The organism is Vreelandella sedimenti (genome assembly GCF_013416325.1).
GTDB lineage: Bacteria > Pseudomonadota > Gammaproteobacteria > Pseudomonadales > Halomonadaceae > Vreelandella > Vreelandella sedimenti.
In genome coordinates this window covers 1-16,723 of the sequence record NZ_JACCGK010000029.1, presented here as the reverse complement: position 1 = coordinate 16,723, position 16,723 = coordinate 1, and the positions used below count along the sequence as shown (strand labels likewise).

General features: G+C 49.9%; 15 protein-coding genes, 1 tRNA gene and 1 other RNA gene. 9 read left to right on the top strand and 8 right to left on the bottom strand.

The window, feature by feature from the left end; translation table 11 throughout:
• Positions 1-191 precede the first annotated feature (191 nt).
• The 4 genes from HZU72_RS22345 to betI form a co-directional block, all read right to left on the bottom strand.
• Positions 192-2,678: an acyl-CoA dehydrogenase gene (locus tag HZU72_RS22345; protein WP_180096045.1), complete on the bottom strand. Its 2,487-nt coding sequence runs from the start codon at positions 2,676-2,678 to the stop codon at positions 192-194.
• A 228-nt stretch (positions 2,679-2,906) separates the two neighbouring features.
• Positions 2,907-4,580, bottom strand: a complete 1,674-nt coding sequence (gene betA / locus HZU72_RS22340) for a choline dehydrogenase (protein WP_180096043.1) — start codon at positions 4,578-4,580, stop codon at positions 2,907-2,909.
• Between the two features lie 221 nt (positions 4,581-4,801).
• Entirely contained in the window at positions 4,802-6,271 is a 1,470-nt protein-coding gene (betB, locus tag HZU72_RS22335) for a betaine-aldehyde dehydrogenase (RefSeq protein ID WP_180096042.1), read from the bottom strand.
• Between the two features lie 23 nt (positions 6,272-6,294).
• Complete coding sequence (betI, locus tag HZU72_RS22330; RefSeq protein WP_180096040.1) at positions 6,295-6,915, bottom strand: transcriptional regulator BetI; 621 nt, start codon at positions 6,913-6,915, stop codon at positions 6,295-6,297.
• A 229-nt stretch (positions 6,916-7,144) separates the two neighbouring features.
• Between betI and HZU72_RS22325 the strand changes: the two genes are divergently transcribed.
• The 7 genes from HZU72_RS22325 (at position 7,145) to HZU72_RS22295 (ending at position 12,738) form a co-directional block, all read left to right on the top strand.
• Entirely contained in the window at positions 7,145-8,083 is a 939-nt protein-coding gene (locus tag HZU72_RS22325; protein WP_180096038.1) for a choline ABC transporter substrate-binding protein, read from the top strand.
• 100 nt (positions 8,084-8,183) lie between these two features.
• Positions 8,184-8,260, top strand: a tRNA-Met gene (locus HZU72_RS22320).
• 52 nt (positions 8,261-8,312) lie between these two features.
• An RNA gene (gene ffs / locus HZU72_RS22315) (signal recognition particle sRNA small type) lies at positions 8,313-8,409 on the top strand.
• 124 nt (positions 8,410-8,533) lie between these two features.
• Positions 8,534-9,154 (top strand): TnsA endonuclease N-terminal domain-containing protein, encoded by a 621-nt coding sequence (locus HZU72_RS22310; protein ID WP_180096036.1) that lies wholly within the window; start codon positions 8,534-8,536, stop codon positions 9,152-9,154.
• Positions 9,155-9,163: 9 nt separating this feature from the next.
• Entirely contained in the window at positions 9,164-11,116 is a 1,953-nt protein-coding gene (locus tag HZU72_RS22305; RefSeq protein WP_180096034.1) for a TnsB C-terminal domain-containing protein, read from the top strand.
• The gene (locus tag HZU72_RS22300; RefSeq protein WP_180096032.1) at positions 11,116-12,132 is read left to right on the top strand and encodes a TniB family NTP-binding protein; all 1,017 of its coding nucleotides are present in this window, start codon (positions 11,116-11,118) and stop codon (positions 12,130-12,132) included. The genes HZU72_RS22305 and HZU72_RS22300 overlap by 1 nt, the downstream gene beginning before the upstream one ends.
• Before the next feature lie 288 nt (positions 12,133-12,420).
• Positions 12,421-12,738: a helix-turn-helix domain-containing protein gene (locus HZU72_RS22295; RefSeq protein WP_180096030.1), complete on the top strand. Its 318-nt coding sequence runs from the start codon at positions 12,421-12,423 to the stop codon at positions 12,736-12,738.
• 463 nt (positions 12,739-13,201) lie between these two features.
• Here the strand turns inward: HZU72_RS22295 and HZU72_RS24175 are convergent, their stop codons facing one another.
• From HZU72_RS24175 to HZU72_RS24165, 3 genes are all read right to left on the bottom strand, one after another.
• The gene (locus HZU72_RS24175) at positions 13,202-13,861 is read right to left on the bottom strand and encodes a DinB/UmuC family translesion DNA polymerase (RefSeq protein ID WP_328738177.1); all 660 of its coding nucleotides are present in this window, start codon (positions 13,859-13,861) and stop codon (positions 13,202-13,204) included.
• A 62-nt stretch (positions 13,862-13,923) separates the two neighbouring features.
• Positions 13,924-13,995, bottom strand: coding sequence for a hypothetical protein (locus tag HZU72_RS24170; RefSeq protein ID WP_328738178.1), 72 nt, complete (start codon positions 13,993-13,995; stop codon positions 13,924-13,926).
• Complete coding sequence (locus HZU72_RS24165; protein WP_328738176.1) at positions 13,992-14,534, bottom strand: Y-family DNA polymerase; 543 nt, start codon at positions 14,532-14,534, stop codon at positions 13,992-13,994. The genes HZU72_RS24170 and HZU72_RS24165 overlap by 4 nt, the downstream gene beginning before the upstream one ends.
• A 115-nt stretch (positions 14,535-14,649) precedes the next feature.
• On the opposite strand from HZU72_RS24165, the gene HZU72_RS22285 reads away from it, so the two are divergent.
• Positions 14,650-15,000 carry a S24/S26 family peptidase gene (locus HZU72_RS22285; protein ID WP_180096028.1) on the top strand — a complete coding sequence of 117 codons (351 nt, stop codon included), beginning with the start codon at positions 14,650-14,652 and terminating at the stop codon, positions 14,998-15,000.
• A 210-nt stretch (positions 15,001-15,210) separates the two neighbouring features.
• Positions 15,211-16,173: a hypothetical protein gene (locus tag HZU72_RS22280; RefSeq protein ID WP_180096026.1), complete on the top strand. Its 963-nt coding sequence runs from the start codon at positions 15,211-15,213 to the stop codon at positions 16,171-16,173.
• A 331-nt stretch (positions 16,174-16,504) separates the two neighbouring features.
• Here the strand turns inward: HZU72_RS22280 and HZU72_RS22275 are convergent, their stop codons facing one another.
• A complete protein-coding gene (locus HZU72_RS22275; RefSeq protein ID WP_180096024.1) occupies positions 16,505-16,705 on the bottom strand; it encodes a hypothetical protein in 201 nt (66 codons plus the stop codon).
• Positions 16,706-16,723 lie beyond the last annotated feature (18 nt).

Sequence of the window (16,723 nt, the reverse complement as noted above, 5' to 3'; positions counted from 1 at the left end):
GCTAGCGTCATTGTTGTTGGATAGGGTAGATCGTTTTCGTTTACGAAAGGCTAGTTGATCGTTTGCGAACTTGCAACGCGTTTTTGGTTCCTTGGTCTACGCATTTAGGTGTAGAAAGTGAACACAAAAAAGCCGACTCCTGGCATGCAGGAGTCGGCTATCTTTATAGGTAATGCTTAGAAAAAGAGGTATTACTTAATGTTTTCTTCCTCCTGCTTAGGCGCTGGCGTCGGTTTTCCGTTGTGATCAATCAATGTGGACTTATTTTTGGCAAAGGCATCGTAGGCGAAATCGTCCACGGTGAGCATTTCCAATACTTCAGTCTCGAAGGTGCGCATAAACTCCGCGTCCTCAGCACTGATCAGGCCTTTTTCCAGGCCAGCCTCAACGCGTGCTTCAGGATGCAGCGCCGTCTGCGGTAGCTCGCCTTTAGCATACGCCTTGTTCACCGTTCGGTAGATCGCCTCGGCGCGGTCATAATCGACCAGCAAAGCGTTGTAGCGCGCCAGCGGGTTGCGCTGTTCACCGTCGTCTGCGTCCCAGGTGTTTTCCAGCAGCTTGGTGCGCAGGGCACTGTGCGTAGAAACACGCTTAGCGATATCCCGGGCCAGGTCATCGTGGGGTTTATTCCAGCGGCGACCGGTGGGCATCACTACGGCGTTTAGCGTTTTGCCCAGGGCGCGATTGGGTAGATTATCGAAAATCTCCACAAACGCCTGCTCGGCACGCTGGAGCAGGAAGCGACAGCAGTAGTGCAACAGCGCCTCTTCGCCTTCTACTTTACTGCCTGCCTGCCACTGCTTGAGTACCATTGAGGTGAGATAGAGGTTAGACAGCACATCCCCCAGCCGTGCAGAGATCATTTCACGCTTCTTCAGCGCTGACCCCAGGCTTGCCATGGCAGCATCGGCACACAGGCCAAAGCCAGCGGAGAGGCGGGCAATATCCTGGGCATAGGCGGCGGCGGGGCCGTCGAAGGGTACGCTGGCTTTACCAATGCCAAAGCCGAGGGTAAAGGCGCGCGCGGCGTTACCAAAGATCAAGCCCGCGTGACCGAAGAAGGCTTTATCGAACGCCTTAATATCGTTGGCGTCTTTGGCAGCCAGTTCTTCTAGTACGTAGGGGTGGCAGCGAATAGCACCCTGACCAAAGATCATCAGGTTGCGGGTCATGATATTGGCACCTTCTACGGTGATCGCCACCGGGTTGGCACTATAGGCGACACCGAGGTAGTTGCGCGGGCCAAGGGTAACCGCCTTGCCGCCGTGAACATCCATGGCATCGCTAAGCAATACGCGCTGGAACTCGGTCAACTGGCTTTTCAGGATGGCCGAGGGCACTGCAGGCTTTTCGCCGTGGTCGATCATATTGGCGGTTTGATACACGGTGGCCTGGGAGATATAGGCCAGCGCCGCCATGCGGGCGAGGGGCTCTTGCACACCTTCCATTTCGGCAACCGGAACGTTGAACTGACGACGAACACGGGTGAAACCGCCGCTCCAGCCCAGGGCGTAACGCGCGGTGCCGGTAGCGCCTGACGGCAGCGTGATGCAGCGGCCGATAGACAGGCACTCAACCAGCATCCGCCAGCCCTGCCCGATCATGTCTGGGCCGCCAATGATGGTGTTCAGCGGTACAAAGACATCTTTACCGATAATCGGTCCGTTCATAAACGGGCTGCCGATAGGGTGGTGGCGGCGACCGATTTCCATGCCGTCGGTATCGCGGGGGATCAACGCCAGGGTAATACCGCGATCCTCTTCGTCACCCAGCAATTTTTCCGGGTCAAACAGACGGAAGGCAAGACCGACGACTGTGGCGATGGGCGCCAGGGTAATCCAGCGTTTTTCGAAGTTAAGGCGCAGGCCGAACACTTCTTCACCGTTAATGGTTTGCTTACATACAACGCCCGTGTCTGGCAGCGAGGTAGCGTCAGACCCTGCGCGGGGGCCGGTCAAGCCAAAACAAGGGATCTCGCGACCATCGGATAAGCGCGGCAGGTAGTGATCTTTTTGCTCTTGGGTACCGTATTTAAGCAGCAGCTCGCCAGGGCCGAGGGAGTTGGGTACGCCCACGGTCACCATCAGGGTTTCATTGACGGAGAGCTTCTGCAGTACCATGGACTGAGCCTTGGCCGAGAAGCCAAGACCACCGTACTCCTTCGGAATAATCATGCCGAAGAAGCCCTCTTTTTTCAGGTAGTCCCAAAGCTGCTGGGGCAGATCGGCGCGCTCTTGGGCGATGTCCCAGGCGTTGCACATGCCGGCGGCTTTGGCACACTGATTGGCTAGGAAGGCTTTCTCATCGTCGCGTAGGCCATCGTCTTTAAAGGCAAGCAATTTTTCCCACTGGGGTTTGCCTGAAAATAGCTCGCCGTCCCAGGAAACGCTGCCCGCTTCCAGGGCCGTGCGTTCGGTGGCGGAAACTTTGGGGGCGACTTTTTTAAAGGTGGCAAATAAGCGCGGCGTGAGCCACTTGCGACGCAGTGCAGGCAAGCCGGCCACTGCCACGGCTGCTGCACCAATCAGCAGCAGAACACCAATGACTTCCGCGTCAAACAGCAGGCCAACAAGGCCCAATACGCCAAGCACCGCTAGTGCCGCTGGGGCACCTGCTTCGCGACGCATCACGACGAGCAAGCCAGCAATGGCGAGCACGATAAGGAGTAGGGTGAGCATAGCGTCTCTCTCTGTTGTTGGCCTTTATTGCAGGCCAGCTGTTGTTAGATAAATCTTAATAAGAAACGGCAATAAACCGTTAATCGAACACTTGTTTGAATGTTGGCAGATGAAAGCTGCCTCGTGCAAGTATTTAGGCATGTTTGGCGCTTTAAACGCGATGCACAAAGCTAAAAAAACGCCATGGCGACAAGCCATGACGTTTGGAGTAAAAAACAGACTAAATGTTCAGGCGCGTTTGGCCGGTGCACCGTTGGCTACGTAATAGTCAACGCTGGCGCGGGGAAGTGGCTCATGGCCTTTGATACGGTCGGCGATTTTCTCGGCCAACATAATGGTGGGCGCATTCAGGTTGCCGGTGGGAATCACCGGAAACAGTGAGGCATCTACGACGCGAAGGCCTTCAATACCATGGACACGACCCTGGCCGTCGGTGACGGCCATTTCACCCTCGCCCATACGGCAGCTACCGCAGGGGTGGTAGGCGGTTTCGGCGTGCTGTTTGACGAAGGCATCGAGCTCGGCATCCGACTGCACGTCGGGCCCTGGTGCTATCTCGCGACCACGGTATTTATCAAAGGCTGGCTGAGCGATGATGTCGCGAGTCAGGCGGATTGCATCGCGGAACTCTTCCCAGTCTTTCTCTTTGGCCATGTAGTTGAACAGGATGCTGGGCGCCGCGTGTGGATCCTTTGACGTCAGACGGATATGCCCGCGGCTTTCTGAGCGCATTGAGCCAACGTGGGCCTGGAAGCCATGAGCCTGTACCGCGCTTTTGCCGTTGTAGCTAATGGCAATGGGCAGAAAGTGGTACTGCAAATTGGGCCACTCCTCTTCATCGCGGCTGCGGATAAAACCACAGGATTCAAACTGGTTACTGGCGCCCACGCCGGTGCCATTGAACAGCCACTCGACGCCAATTTTGGGCTGGTTATACCACTTTAGCGCGGGGTAGAGCGAGATGGGTTCTTTGCACTCGTACTGGATGTACATCTCCAGGTGATCCTGGAGGTTTTCACCCACGCCGGGCAGGGCGTGAACCGTCTCGATACCCAGTTCCTTCAGCAGTTCAGGGTTGCCGATGCCTGAGCGCTGCAGAATTTGCGGGGAAGCGATGGCGCCACCGCACAGGAGTACTTCACGGCGGGCGTAGGCCTGCTGTTTTTCGCCTTTCTGCTCATAACGCACCCCCACAGCACGTTTACCTTCAAACTCAATAACGTCGGTAACGGCGTGTGTTTCGATAGTGAGGTTGTGGCGCTGTTTGGCGGTATCCAGGTAGCCTCGGGCCGTTGATGCGCGGCGGCCTTTGGGCGTAACGAAGCGATCCATAGGGCCGAAGCCTTCTTGCTGGTAGCCGTTAACGTCTTCGGTTTCCGGGTAGCCAGCCTGCTTACCGGCTTCAATAAAGGTGCGATAAAGCGGGTTGTTATCCGCTTTTGGCGTGGTCACGCTGACCGGGCCGTCACCGCCGTGGTAGCTGTTGGGTCCAATGTCGCGGGCTTCGCACTTTTTGAAGTAGGGCAGGCAGCTTAGGTAGTCCCAATCTTCGAGGCCGGGCTGTTTGGCCCAGTTGTCGTAATCGAGTGCATTACCGCGGATATAGCACATGCCGTTAATCAGCGAGGAGCCGCCCAGCCCTTTGCCACGACCACACTCCATGCGGCGACCATCCATATGCGGCTCGGGGGCGGTTTCAAACGCCCAGTTGTAGCGCTTGCCCTGTAGTGGAAATGCCAAGGCAGCGGGCATTTGGGTGCGGAAATCGAAGCGGTAGTCGGGCCCGCCCGCTTCTAACAGCAGTACGCTGACGTTGCTGTCTTCGGTGAGGCGGGTAGCGAGCACGTTGCCAGCCGAGCCTGCGCCGATAATGATGTAATCAAATTCGCGTGGTTGAGACATAGTGAATTACCGAGGCTGAAGATGGGGCGGGGCTTACTGGCGGTAGCTTTACGCGAGGGCGCTGTGAACCCATCCCTGGGCGCTACTTTTCCCATCTGACCGCCACGGATGGCGGGAATGCCGAAACTGAAGGGACCAGGTTTCGGCCATGGGGAAAGACCCTCGCTACAAGCCACCCCCAGCGCCCTGGTCAGTTAGTGCGCAAAAAGTGGTGCTTTGATTTAAAACACTGACTCAAATGGCCCCATCTCGATTTGTACCGACTTGGTCTGGGTGTAGTGATTGAGCGTCTCAACACCATTTTCGCGACCAATGCCCGACTCTTTATAGCCGCCTACCGGCATCTCCGAGGGTGACTCACCCCAGGTGTTAATCCAGCAAATACCCGCTTCCAACTGGTGGATCACGCGGTGGGCGCGGTTCAAGCTTTCGCTGAAGACACCGGCGGCCAGGCCGTAGGTGGTGTCATTGGCGCGGCGAATGACTTCCGCCTCATCATCAAAGGCGAGTACCGACATCACCGGGCCAAAGATCTCTTCGCGCACGATACGCATCTCATCAGTGCAGTCGGTAAACACGGTGGGTGCAGCCCAGGCGCCATTGGCAAAGCTACCAGTGTTCCAGTCGTCGCCACCCACGAGCAGGCGAGCGCCTTGCTCTTTGCCCAGGGCAATATAGGAGAGCACTTTCTCCTGATGCTCGAAGCTGACTAGGGGACCAAAGTTGACGCTGGGATCCATGGGGTCGCCTGCTTTGATGCGCTTAACGCGCTCCACCAGCTTGGCTTCAAAGGCATCTTTAACGCTGCGCTCAACAAATACCCGCGTGCCGTTGGTACAGATTTGGCCGCTGGAGTAGAAGTTGGCCATCATGGCGGCGTCTGCAGCGCGATCAAGATCAGCATCAGCAAAGACCAGAAGCGGCGATTTGCCACCCAGTTCCATGGTGACGTCTTTCAGCGTTGAGCTAGCAGCGGCGGCCATGACTTTTTTGCCGGTATCCGCTTCGCCAGTGAACGAGACTTTGGCGATGCCGGGGTGTTCGGTGAGCATGGCGCCCACGCGGCCGTCGCCCTGCACCACGTTAAAGACGCCGTTGGGCAGGCCTGCCTCGGTGAAGATTTCCGCCAGTTTCATTACGGTCAGCGGGGTCACTTCGCTGGGCTTGAATACCACTGCGTTGCCTGCCGCCAGCGCCGGGGCGGCTTTCCAGCAAGCAATTTGGATCGGGTAGTTCCAGGCGCCAATGGCGCCAATCACGCCCAAGGGCTCGCGGCGGGTGTACACAAATGAGCTATCACGCAAAGGGATCTGGCTGCCTTCAATAGCTGGCGCCAGGCCGGCGTAGTACTCCAGCGCATCTGCGCCGGTAACGATATCGACACTGGCCGTTTCGCTGATCGGCTTACCGGTATTGCGGGTTTCAAGCTCAGCTAGCTCGTCATTGCGCTCCCTTAGCAGCGCGACGGCGCGCAGCAGGATGCGTGAGCGCTCCATGCCGCTCATCGCTGCCCACTCACGCTGGCCGCGCTGGGCTGCGGCGACCGCAGTGTCAACATCCGCTTGGCTGGCTTGACCGATAGTGGCCAGTAAGCTGCCGTCAAAGGGATTGGTAACGGTAAAAGTATCGCCTGAGGTGGCGTCTACCTGGCGACCATCAATATAAAGTGGCTGTACGTCTTGAGCGGCCATGTCGATCTCCAAGAATCAGAAAATTAAAGGTAAATGTTGGATGCTTTGTTGGTGCATCCATGATGAGCAAAAAGTTGGTCGAGATAGGTGTGGGCAAGGTAGCGCGCCTCTTCGGCGTCAAGGCCTTCTGGCGTTAGTGCGCCACGCAGCCATAACCCATCAATCATGGCGGCTAAGCCGCGTGCTGCGTTTCGGGCTTCTACGCGGGGCATAACACGTCGGAACTGGTGACATAAATTGCTGTAAAGACGTCGGTCATTGACATTTTGCAGACGCTGCAGCATAGGCTTATGCATGCTGCTGGCCCAGAACGCTAACCATGTCTTGGCGGCGGGGCCGGTGACCTGAGTGCGGTCAAAGTTACCCTCAATAATGGCACCGATATGGGCGCGGGGAGAGTCGTCTTCCAGCGCATAGCGACGCACCGCAACGGCGCCGGACAGGTCCGTCAGGATTTGCCGCATCGTCGCTTCCAGCAAGCCATCTTTACCGCCAAAATAGTGGCTGATAATGCCCGCTGACACGCCCGCATGGCGGGCAATTCGCATCACGGTAGTTTCGGCTAAGCCGACTTCATCAATGGCTGCCATAGTCGCGTTGATTAACTGCTGGCGGCGTATCGGTTCCATTCCCACCTTTGGCACGACGTTCTCCTAATTCGTTGAATGCCTAACAGGGTCGTTGCTTGAAACCCGAGCGTAGACATGATTACCTAACAATGATGGCATTTTTTTATTGAACGTTCAATCAATAAAAAGGCGCCAATGATTGCTACGCACTGCGACCACTACGGCCACTGAGTGTTCGTATCTATGTTTTGGAAATACGTATTGGCAATATGTATTGGCAATAAGCTTATAAAAGGGGACTACGATGATGAGCAGAACTTCTTCACGCTATGCAGGTGCTTTATTGCTGGCAGCGGGTCTGCCAACGGCAGCCTATGCAAACGAGTGCAGCAGCGTGCGCTTTGCTGAAGTGGGCTGGACAGATATTACCGCCACCACTGCGCTCGCCAGCGAAGTCCTCGAAGGGCTTGGCTATGAGCCAAGCGTCGATACAGTTTCCGTTCCGATTGCCTACGCCGGTATGCGCAACAATGATTTCGATGTCTTCCTGGGTAACTGGATGCCCTCGATGGCCTCCATTAGTGACCCCTACATCGAGCGCGGTGAAGTTGAGCGTTTGGCGACTAACCTGGAAGGGGCGAAGTATACCCTGGCAGTACCTCAGTACGTTTACGATGCCGGGGTAACGTCGGTTAACGATTTAGCAGAGCATGCGGAGCAGTTTGAGCGTAGCGTGCACGGCATCGAAGCGGGGAACGACGGCAACGAGCTAATTGAGCAGATGATCGATGACGATGCTTACGGGTTAGGCGATTGGCAGGTGATCGATTCCAGCGAAGCGGGAATGCTGGCGGAACTGCGCGCCCGGGTGCCCAATGAGCAGTGGATGGTGTTTTTAGGCTGGGAGCCGCACCCCATGAACTCTAACTTCGATATGGCTTATCTTTCTGATGCCGACGACTATTTTGGCCCAAATTTAGGCGGCGCGACTGTGCACACGAATACCCGAGCGGGATTCGTGGATGAGTGCCCTAATGTGGGAACCTTGCTGCGCAATATGACCTTCACGCTGGAAATGGAAAATCAGCTCATGAGCGCGATCATGGATGATGGCGAAGACCCCCGTGATGCTGCGCGTGACTACTTGAAGGCTAATGATAGCGTACTGGACGAGTGGTTAGACGGCGTTACAACACGTGATGGCGAGCCAGGCGCAGAGGCCGTGCGTGCCGCTATTCAGTAAGTCGATTTCGATATGCTTTGTTGACTAGCAGGGCAAGCCGGATTCCGGCTTGCCTTTCGTCATTAAGGTAGGCATAATCTGCACCCGTTGATGAGGGAAAGGCTACGTAGCTCAGCTGGTTAGAGCACATCACTCATAATGATGGGGTCCCCTGTTCAAATCAGGGCGTAGCCACCACATCAGCCTCAGCACACTTACTAAATAACAGAGTGTGCCGTTATGGTGGTCCCTTAGGTCCTCCCGCAACGCTAAACTGCGAACCCCGCCAGGCCCGGAAGGGAGCAACGGTAGTGGTGGCTGCGTGTGCCGGGATGTGGCTTTTGGGGCCGCCTCCATTTCTTGTCGCTCTCACCTAGACTTGGCATAATTGGCAAAAAAACTTGGCATAATTGGCAAAAAAACTTGGCATAGACTATTTCTTAGTATCATTACTACGATAATGGTGATGCCATGTATCGCCGCAAGCTTCGTCACTCCCGAGTCAAAAACCTCTACAAATTTGCCAGCGCAAAAAATCATAACGTTCTAACCGTTGAGTCGTCGCTGGAATTTGATGCATGCTTTCATTTTGAATACTCGGATGATGTTGTATCTTATGAAGCTCAGCCCGAGGGCTTTTATTATTGCTATGAAGCCAAGACTCTTCCCTACACCCCCGATTTTCGCCTAGTTAATTCATCGGGTTCTGCTACGCTCGTCGAAATTAAGCCAGCCAGCATTTTTTCAAAATCTGACGTTAAACAACGGTTACTAGCAAAAAGACAGGCTGCTAGAGTTCAAGGCTTGAACTTGATATTAGTGACTGATCGTCAGATACGTGTAAAACCAATGTTAGATAATCTGAAGTTATTACATCGCTACTCAGGCCTTGCGAGTATGACAACATGTCATTACTTGGTGCTGGATGTGATAAGAAAATCAGGTGTAATAAAAGTTCAATCTGTGCTTGAGAAGATTTCTGCAGATGAAGGAGAAGTTATGTGCTCTATTTTAAGTCTCCTCCAATTGCGTGTTATTAAAGCAAATCTTGATTTAGAAACACTTGGTCGAGATACTACTATCTGGTGTTGAGGTAAGAAGATGACACTTAATGGCAGTAATTTCTCTGATGAATTTGACGGCATTGAGTCTGCTGTCTTAAATGATGGCGACTTTAAGGCTGGCATGCTAAACGATGACAAGTTTTCTGATGAACATCCAGATGCATATTCCAACCTAGGTTCATTTGATGAGTTAGATATAACAGCTTTAAAAGAAGCTTCTGCTAAATTAAAAGTAATCAATATGGTTGATAATAGATTAATCGGTGGTTGGACAGAAAGAAATATCGATCCAATTTTAGATGATTTAATGGTTAACGGGTTGTTACAGATTAGACCATCTTGGCGGTCTGTTGCCCGTTGGAAATCACAATACGATTCGAATAAAGGTCTTGTGTCATTAGTGTCAAGAAATAAGTTTAAAAAAGGGCAGAGGAAACGTAATAAATATGATAAGACTGATTCGCGAATTTTGCAGGCAATAGACGAAAAATTTCTTACTAAAGAACGCCCTAGTATATCATCAGCCTATCAATATTATCTTGATTTAGTCGAGGTAAATAACAAAGACGTTGTCCAGGGGAAAATTCAGCCTGTTTGCTATAATACCTTTAGACGCTTAATTAACGAAATTTCTCCTTATAAAGTTGCAGAAAGGCGTTTTGGTAAGCGTTATGCTGATATAACTTTTAGAAAAATAGGTAAATTTAAAAAAGCTAGATATTTGATGCAACGTGTCGAAATAGACCATACTCCGCTAGATTTAATATTATTAGATGATAATCTTGAGATTCCACTTGGTAGGCCCTATCTTACTGTTCTGCTCGATTGCTATAGTCGTTGTATAGTAGGCTTTCATCTTGGGTACAGAGAGCCCAGCTACGATGCGGTTCGTAAAGCAATACTCAACACGTGTTTGAGTAAAGAAAATGTTAAAAATAAATTTCCTTCTATAAAAAAAGATTGGCCTTGTGAAGGTAAGATTGAGACACTTGTTGTTGATAATGGTGCAGAATTCTGGTCGTCTTCTTTAGAAGTTTTTTGCCAAGCTATGGGGACTAATATTGAATTCAATCCAGTGGCTAAGCCTTGGAAAAAACCGCTTGTTGAGCGGATTTTTAAAACCTACAAATCAAAATTGATCGATCAAATTCCCGGGAAAACGTTTTCTAATGTACAGCAATTAAAAGACTATAATCCTCAGAAAGATGCTGTTCTTCCATTTTCAGAGTTTGTGCATTTTTTATATAAATGGGTCGTTGATATTTATAACTATGATTCATATGGCTGGGAGTCAAGAATACCGATGTTAGCTTGGGAATCTGGGTGGAAAAATTTTCCTCCTATCCGCTACATAGGCTTAGAAAAAGAACAATTTATTCTAGAGAGCTTGCCCCACGTAAAACGTTCACTTACAAGGGAGGGTGTTAAGCTAAACCACATTGTCTATGTTTCTGATGAATTAGTGGAATATAGAAAAAACACGCCCCCACTTTGTGGTGAGAGTAGTGTTGAGCTGATGGTTAAACGAGATCCAGCCGATGTTTCGCAAGTTTATGTATTTCTGCCTAACTTAAAAAAGTATATTTGTGTTCCTGCAGTTGATCCTGATGGTGAGTATAAGGATGTATCACTTTTTGAACACCAGACTCATATCAAATTTAACAGACTTTATAATCGCTCGAAAATTGATCGTTTAGCCCTAGCTGAGGCTAGGCAGTATATTGAGAAACGTACACAAAATTTTATCAATGGCGTTGCCAATTCCAAAAGTAAAAATGCAACAAAGAAATTTGGAGGTCTGAATAAACTAGCTAAGGTTAAAGATATTTCATCTTCTGGTGCGTCTTCAATTGTTACTGCTGCCTCGGGAGATAATGTTTCTACTTCTGAATCTCCTCACCAAAAATATTCTACCGATAAGAATAATGTTTTAGATGATAATATATTAGATAGTTGGGATGATTGGATTAATGAATTGGAGCCTTATTAATGCAAGCTTCTACCTGCAAGCCTCATCATCTACAACTCCATAATTTTATTCACTGTTTTGTTGAACATCCCAACTTAACGCGGGTGTTGGAATCTTGGGAGCGTCTTTTCAAAAGGCAGCCTTTAGGTGGAGAGCAATCATGTATGCTTTTGACCGGCGATGCAGGTACTGGAAAAAGTTATTTAATAAATCAATTTGTAATGCGACATCCTTCTTATCAAGAAGGGGATGTTTTAATACGTCCCGTCATAAAATGTAGAATCCCCAGTCGCCCAAATGTTGAAAGTATGATGGTTCAAATGTTGAGTGATCTTGGTCAGTTTGGGGCTGAGTCACGAAAAGGGCAGCTACGAGAAGTGGGATTAACTGAGACACTGATTAAGATATTGAAGAAATGCCAAACACGGATCATAATTATCAACGAGTTTCAGGAGCTAATTGAGTTTAAGTCAATTGAAGATCGGCAAAGAGTAGCAAATCGCCTAAAGATGATCAATGAAGAGGCTGGCATTCCTATAGTGTTGGTTGGTATGCCTTGGGCCGCTGAAATTACAGAAGAGCCGCAGTGGGCTTCTAGGTTAATGTCACGAATTGAATTGCCCTATTTTAAAATATCAAGTTGCCGTGAAGAATACATAAGGTTTTTAAAAGGTCTTTCTCTTAAAATGGGGTTTGACACTCCACCAAACCTGGCTATGAAAGAGATCTCTATCCCACTTTTTGCAGCCTGTTCCGGGCAAGTTCGGATTCTTAAAAAAATACTGAATGTTGCTCTTGAAATTGCTCTTGAGGAAAGTGCTCAAACAATAGATAAGCAACATCTTGCTATGGCAGTTGATATAGAATTATCTGGGCAAGATGAGAATCCATTTAAAATTCCTCTTTCTAAAATAAAGATTAGTGAAGTTTCACGTTATGCACGCTACAACCCGAACGCAGTAAGTAGAGAAGAGGCGTTAATAAAAACACAGTTCGCTGATGCACTTTCTTTAGCACAGATTTTAAGAAAGAATTAATTTTATCTTTATCTTTCAGCATGTTAGTAAATGGGCTGTCAGATAGCCTGAGAGTCCTGCTACAACGCTGTGCTTTAAAAGTCTCTCTTTACTCCTACCATTAAAGGGGAACCTACCAAAGACGTAACCTTGATCATGCGTAACTGGTTTGGTTTGCTCTGTTTGCACTGAATTGACCTTACAGCTAGCCAGCAACATATTAATTGCATTCTTGCTAAGAATCTCTTAGCATATTTTTTTGTCGCGTTGCGCTAGCCTAGCCGCTTTTAAAGACGCGATGGTATTTTCATGGATAGTCCGCTCCCACGTCGCTTGAGAGCCGCTAGGCTAGCAGCAGGAATGACGCAAAGGCAGTTAGGTGAATACCTCGGCATGGAGCCGAATTTGGCGAGTGCACGTATGACGCAGTATGAAAAGGGGCAACATGCACCCAATTTTCAGTTGCTGAGAAGGCTTTCTGAGGCATTAGACGTGCCTATTCCCTACTTATTCTGTGAAGACGAGACCGTTGCTGAGCTTATTCTTGAGCTAGACAAGCTCAGTCCCACAGAGCGTCAAAAATTGCTTGAGCAGCTAAAAGCAAGAAAAACGTCTGATGATGACTGATTCGTAGCAAGCTCATATGCATAACCGTGCCTAATCAAGTCAAATATAATCACGGCGATAAATAGTATTTTGTAATCCCACTCGATAGAAAATGCCACAAAGAAAAAAACAGTTCGTTTGCAACTAGGTCACAGCAATCTTTAATAAAACTAAACCTGGCGCACGTATCAAAAGGCTCTTGTATGGACGAATTTCAAAGGTTTTTGATTGGGGTTTCTCCAATTTTAATCGTTATGTTTGGAGTTATTATTATGGCGATATTTCGCATTCGTCGATTGAAGAAAGATCGTAAAAAATAATTTTACAGGAACTTAGTCCATTCCTTGGTTAAGTCGTTTCATAGGTTGATATGCTAAGTACTTCTTCGGCAGATTGTTATACTATCGAGGTTCCCAGAATCTTTAATGCAAGTGATGATTTAATTGATGAGCTTGAGCGCGCCTCTCTATACAAATGCTCCTTTTTATTGCCGATTATATAAATTTGTGCTTGTTTTATCTCTTCTTGCCGCTCCCTCATCTGTATACACCTTCATCAACTCATCCCAATTCGTCGTATAGCGCGGACTCCGGTTCGCGCAGCGTAGGTGCCAGGGGGCGTTCTTTTTCGGAAGGCCCAGGCGTACCGTTCCTTTGCCCATCTTCTCGTTCAGCGCGTCCATGGTGGCCATGAGCTTTTGGCTGCGCTGGCGTTCCTCTTCCGTTTGCGGTGTGTCCATCAGGCTGAGCTGTTGGCGGTTTTCGTCGGTGAGGCCGATCAGCATCACGCCCGCTTTCTTGTAGCCGTACTTGGGCCGGTAGATCTTGCGCAGCGCCTCCTGGGCTGCGTAAAGGATGTCGCGGGTGTCCTGGCTGGGGCGTTCCATTTCTACCGCCAGGCTGGGGGAGTACTGGGGCAGGTCGGGCCGGAAGCGGTCGGTTTTAAGAAACACCAGCACGGCGCGGGCGAGGCTCTTTTGCTCGCGTAGCTTTTCGGCGCCCCGTTGGGCGTGTTGGCGAATAGCGCCCTGTAGATCGTAAATCTGGGAGGTAGGGCGGCCGAACGATCGGCTGGTCATGATGCGTTTTCGCGGTTCGTTGAAGTCGTTCATCTCCAGGCAACTGGTGCCGCGCAGTTCCAGCACCGTGCGCTCCATGTTGACCGAGAACTTGCGCCTTAGGCGCTGGCGTCCGCTTCGCGTAGATCTCAGGCGGTGTAGATGCCGAGGATCTGCAGGCGCTCGTTTAGCCGGCGGCCCACGCCCCATACATCGCTCACCTCAATTTGCTGCAGCAGATGCCTGGCTTCGTCGCTCCCTGCGTGAAGGATGCACACGCCGGGGTAGCCGGGGTGCTTCTTAGCGATGCGGTTGGCCAGCTTGGCGAGGGTGTGGGTAGCGGCAACGCCGACACACACACAGGAATGCCAGTGCCGCGGCGGATCTTCCTATGCAGCGACTTGGCATGCTCCAGCAGCGCTTCCGGCTCGAAGCCATCCATGCGGACAAACATCTCATCGATTGAGTAGGGCTCCACGCCGGCGGTTTCTTGCTCCAGAATGCCTTGCACCCGTTGGGACATATCGCCGTAGAGCTCGTAGTTAGAGGAGTGCAGCACGATCTCGCCGCGTTCGACCAGGTGACGCACCTGGTGGGCCGGTGTACCCATCTCGATACCCAGCGCTTTCAACTCTTCCGAACGGGCAATAATGCAGCCGTCGTTGTTGGACATAATGCCCACGGGGCGGCCGTTCAGCTTGTGGTTAAACACGCTCTCGCAGCTGACGTAGAAGTTGTTACAGTCCACTAAGCCAATCATATTTAGATTCTCTACTTGTTTAAAACTGTTAATTAATACAGTATTGGTAGCCAGAGAAGCGACAGGCAAACGCTAATATACGTCGCTTAATGTGGAGCAAGCACCGGGCAACAGCATGCGAGTGAACTACTTGGGGCCAGCAGCGGTGGGCGTGGAGCACCCAGCGGTAGCAGAAATGGATAAGCGAAGATTTTCACCCAGCTGCTTTCTGGTGGAGATTAGTGAGGACTCACGTCCAGGTGGGCCGTGGATGGAGGGCGATGTGCTGGTGGTGGATGAAGCACTATCGTTCGGGCACGCTGATCTGGTAGTGGCGGAGGTAGAAGGAGAGTACCGATTGTTTAAATCCCACCGTGTTGGCAGTCGTTGCCGGTTGTTGCCACCTGAGGGTGGGCAGGGCTACTTCGTGAACACGCAGCAGTTCAAGGGCGTGGTGGAGCGGCAGGCGCGGTGTTGGGCGGTGTAGGTAATCTCTTACAAATTGTGTCGGCTTTGGCTTACATCTAATTAGGCAGAAGCTTGCCAAGCTGAAGATGTCGCCTAATAGCACGCGTTGCCTACGGGTCTCGTCAGAAGATTGCGGCAATTAGGATGAGCCCCGGCCATGGATGGCTGGAGGTTTTTGTGGTTAGCTACACTAGACTTAGCTTCACAACAATGATGGTAGGGAGAAATAATGGATTTTAAAGATAAAGTACATAAATTTAAAAGCTATGAAGAAGTTGTTGCCTTACCTGGCTTTGTAGAAGGGGAGGTATTTGAAAAAGAATACTATGCAAATATTCTAGGCGTTTATCGGTTTAAAGAACGGGTAAGATGTTGTTTTTTTAGAGAGAATAGGGTGTGCAATACTGCTCATAATCACGGTTATGCTGTAGAGTTGAAAAATGGTTCTGTGACTATAATAGGAAATGAATGTGTTTATAAGTTGGGTAATGAAGAGAAGCTATTAAAGGATGTAAAATTATTGAAAAAAGAAGAAGAAAGACAAGACAAAATGCAGGTTGTTAAAGATAAAATAGGTGATTCGATATGTACTTATGAAGAAGTTTTTGAGGCATATGAAAAAGCAAAAAGATTAGAAAATATTATTGTTGATTTGTTTGGGAGGCTTCCTCGTTCTGTTGGAAGATCATTGGAGCAAAGAGTAAAAACCGATACTAAAAACATAGCTGTTACATTGGTCTACGATAGGAAATATATAGAAGATGGTGAGGAGAAAACAGAAAGTGATTATGTTAGGACAGCTGTCTACAGTATAAAAGGGTTGCGATTCCTTAATCTAAGGTTGATTACTTCGGCAAAAAGGAAGGTTTCCGATGCAGTGAAAACAATTAAGTCTTTTGAAGCGATAACAAATAATACATCATATAGGCAGCTTTCAGATATTTCTAAAGGTTTTAGTTTGTATCAAAGACAGTTGGGTAAAATAAATGAATTCGAAAAATACTATTATGAATTTTTGACTAATGATTTCCGTTATTTTTCTTTTCTTTCAGATTTTTCGAGTGAAAATTCAAAAGTAATTAAATGTTTTAATGATTTTTCGACGGGCTTGAAGAAAAACGATCCTAAAGCAGCTTATAAAGAGGTGAGGGCTGAGGTGCTAGTTAATCATGGTGCAGCGAGAATATCTTAGTAAAGCCTCTCACCAAATGGGCGGTGGCGACGATAGGGAACTATTCAGCACCATCTTAGTGCCAACTTTATGTTACATTCTGCCTGCCGTGCTTGGGCTAGCATACATGAAGTTCTTTACTATCCTGGGGGGCCGCCATGAAGGGGGCAGCAACTTCCATAACCTTTCTATTTTCCTTTCACTTCACACCTAACCTGCGTCCCAAACCCACCATTATTCAGCGAGTGCGTCACTTCTGCCACCAACCAGTTGGTGGCATCAATCTGGGGCTTGTAGCCGCTAAGCGTGAGTGGCGACTGTGGCAAAATATCTGCCCGCCCCAATGCCAGCGTTAGCTCAAGCTCTGCCAGGCCGCGTTGGATGCGTTGTCATTCGGCGTGGGCGGCGGCCAGGGCATCGTCTTCCGTGGCGTAGGGTGGGGCGAAGCGGGGCGGCTGGTACGCCGCTCTTTGATGTTGTCGTTACTGGCTGCTAGTTCGGTTTTATTTTGCGCTCGGACGTGCTGCAAGTCGAAAAAAAGTAAGCGAGCCACCAAACCCATCTACTCAAG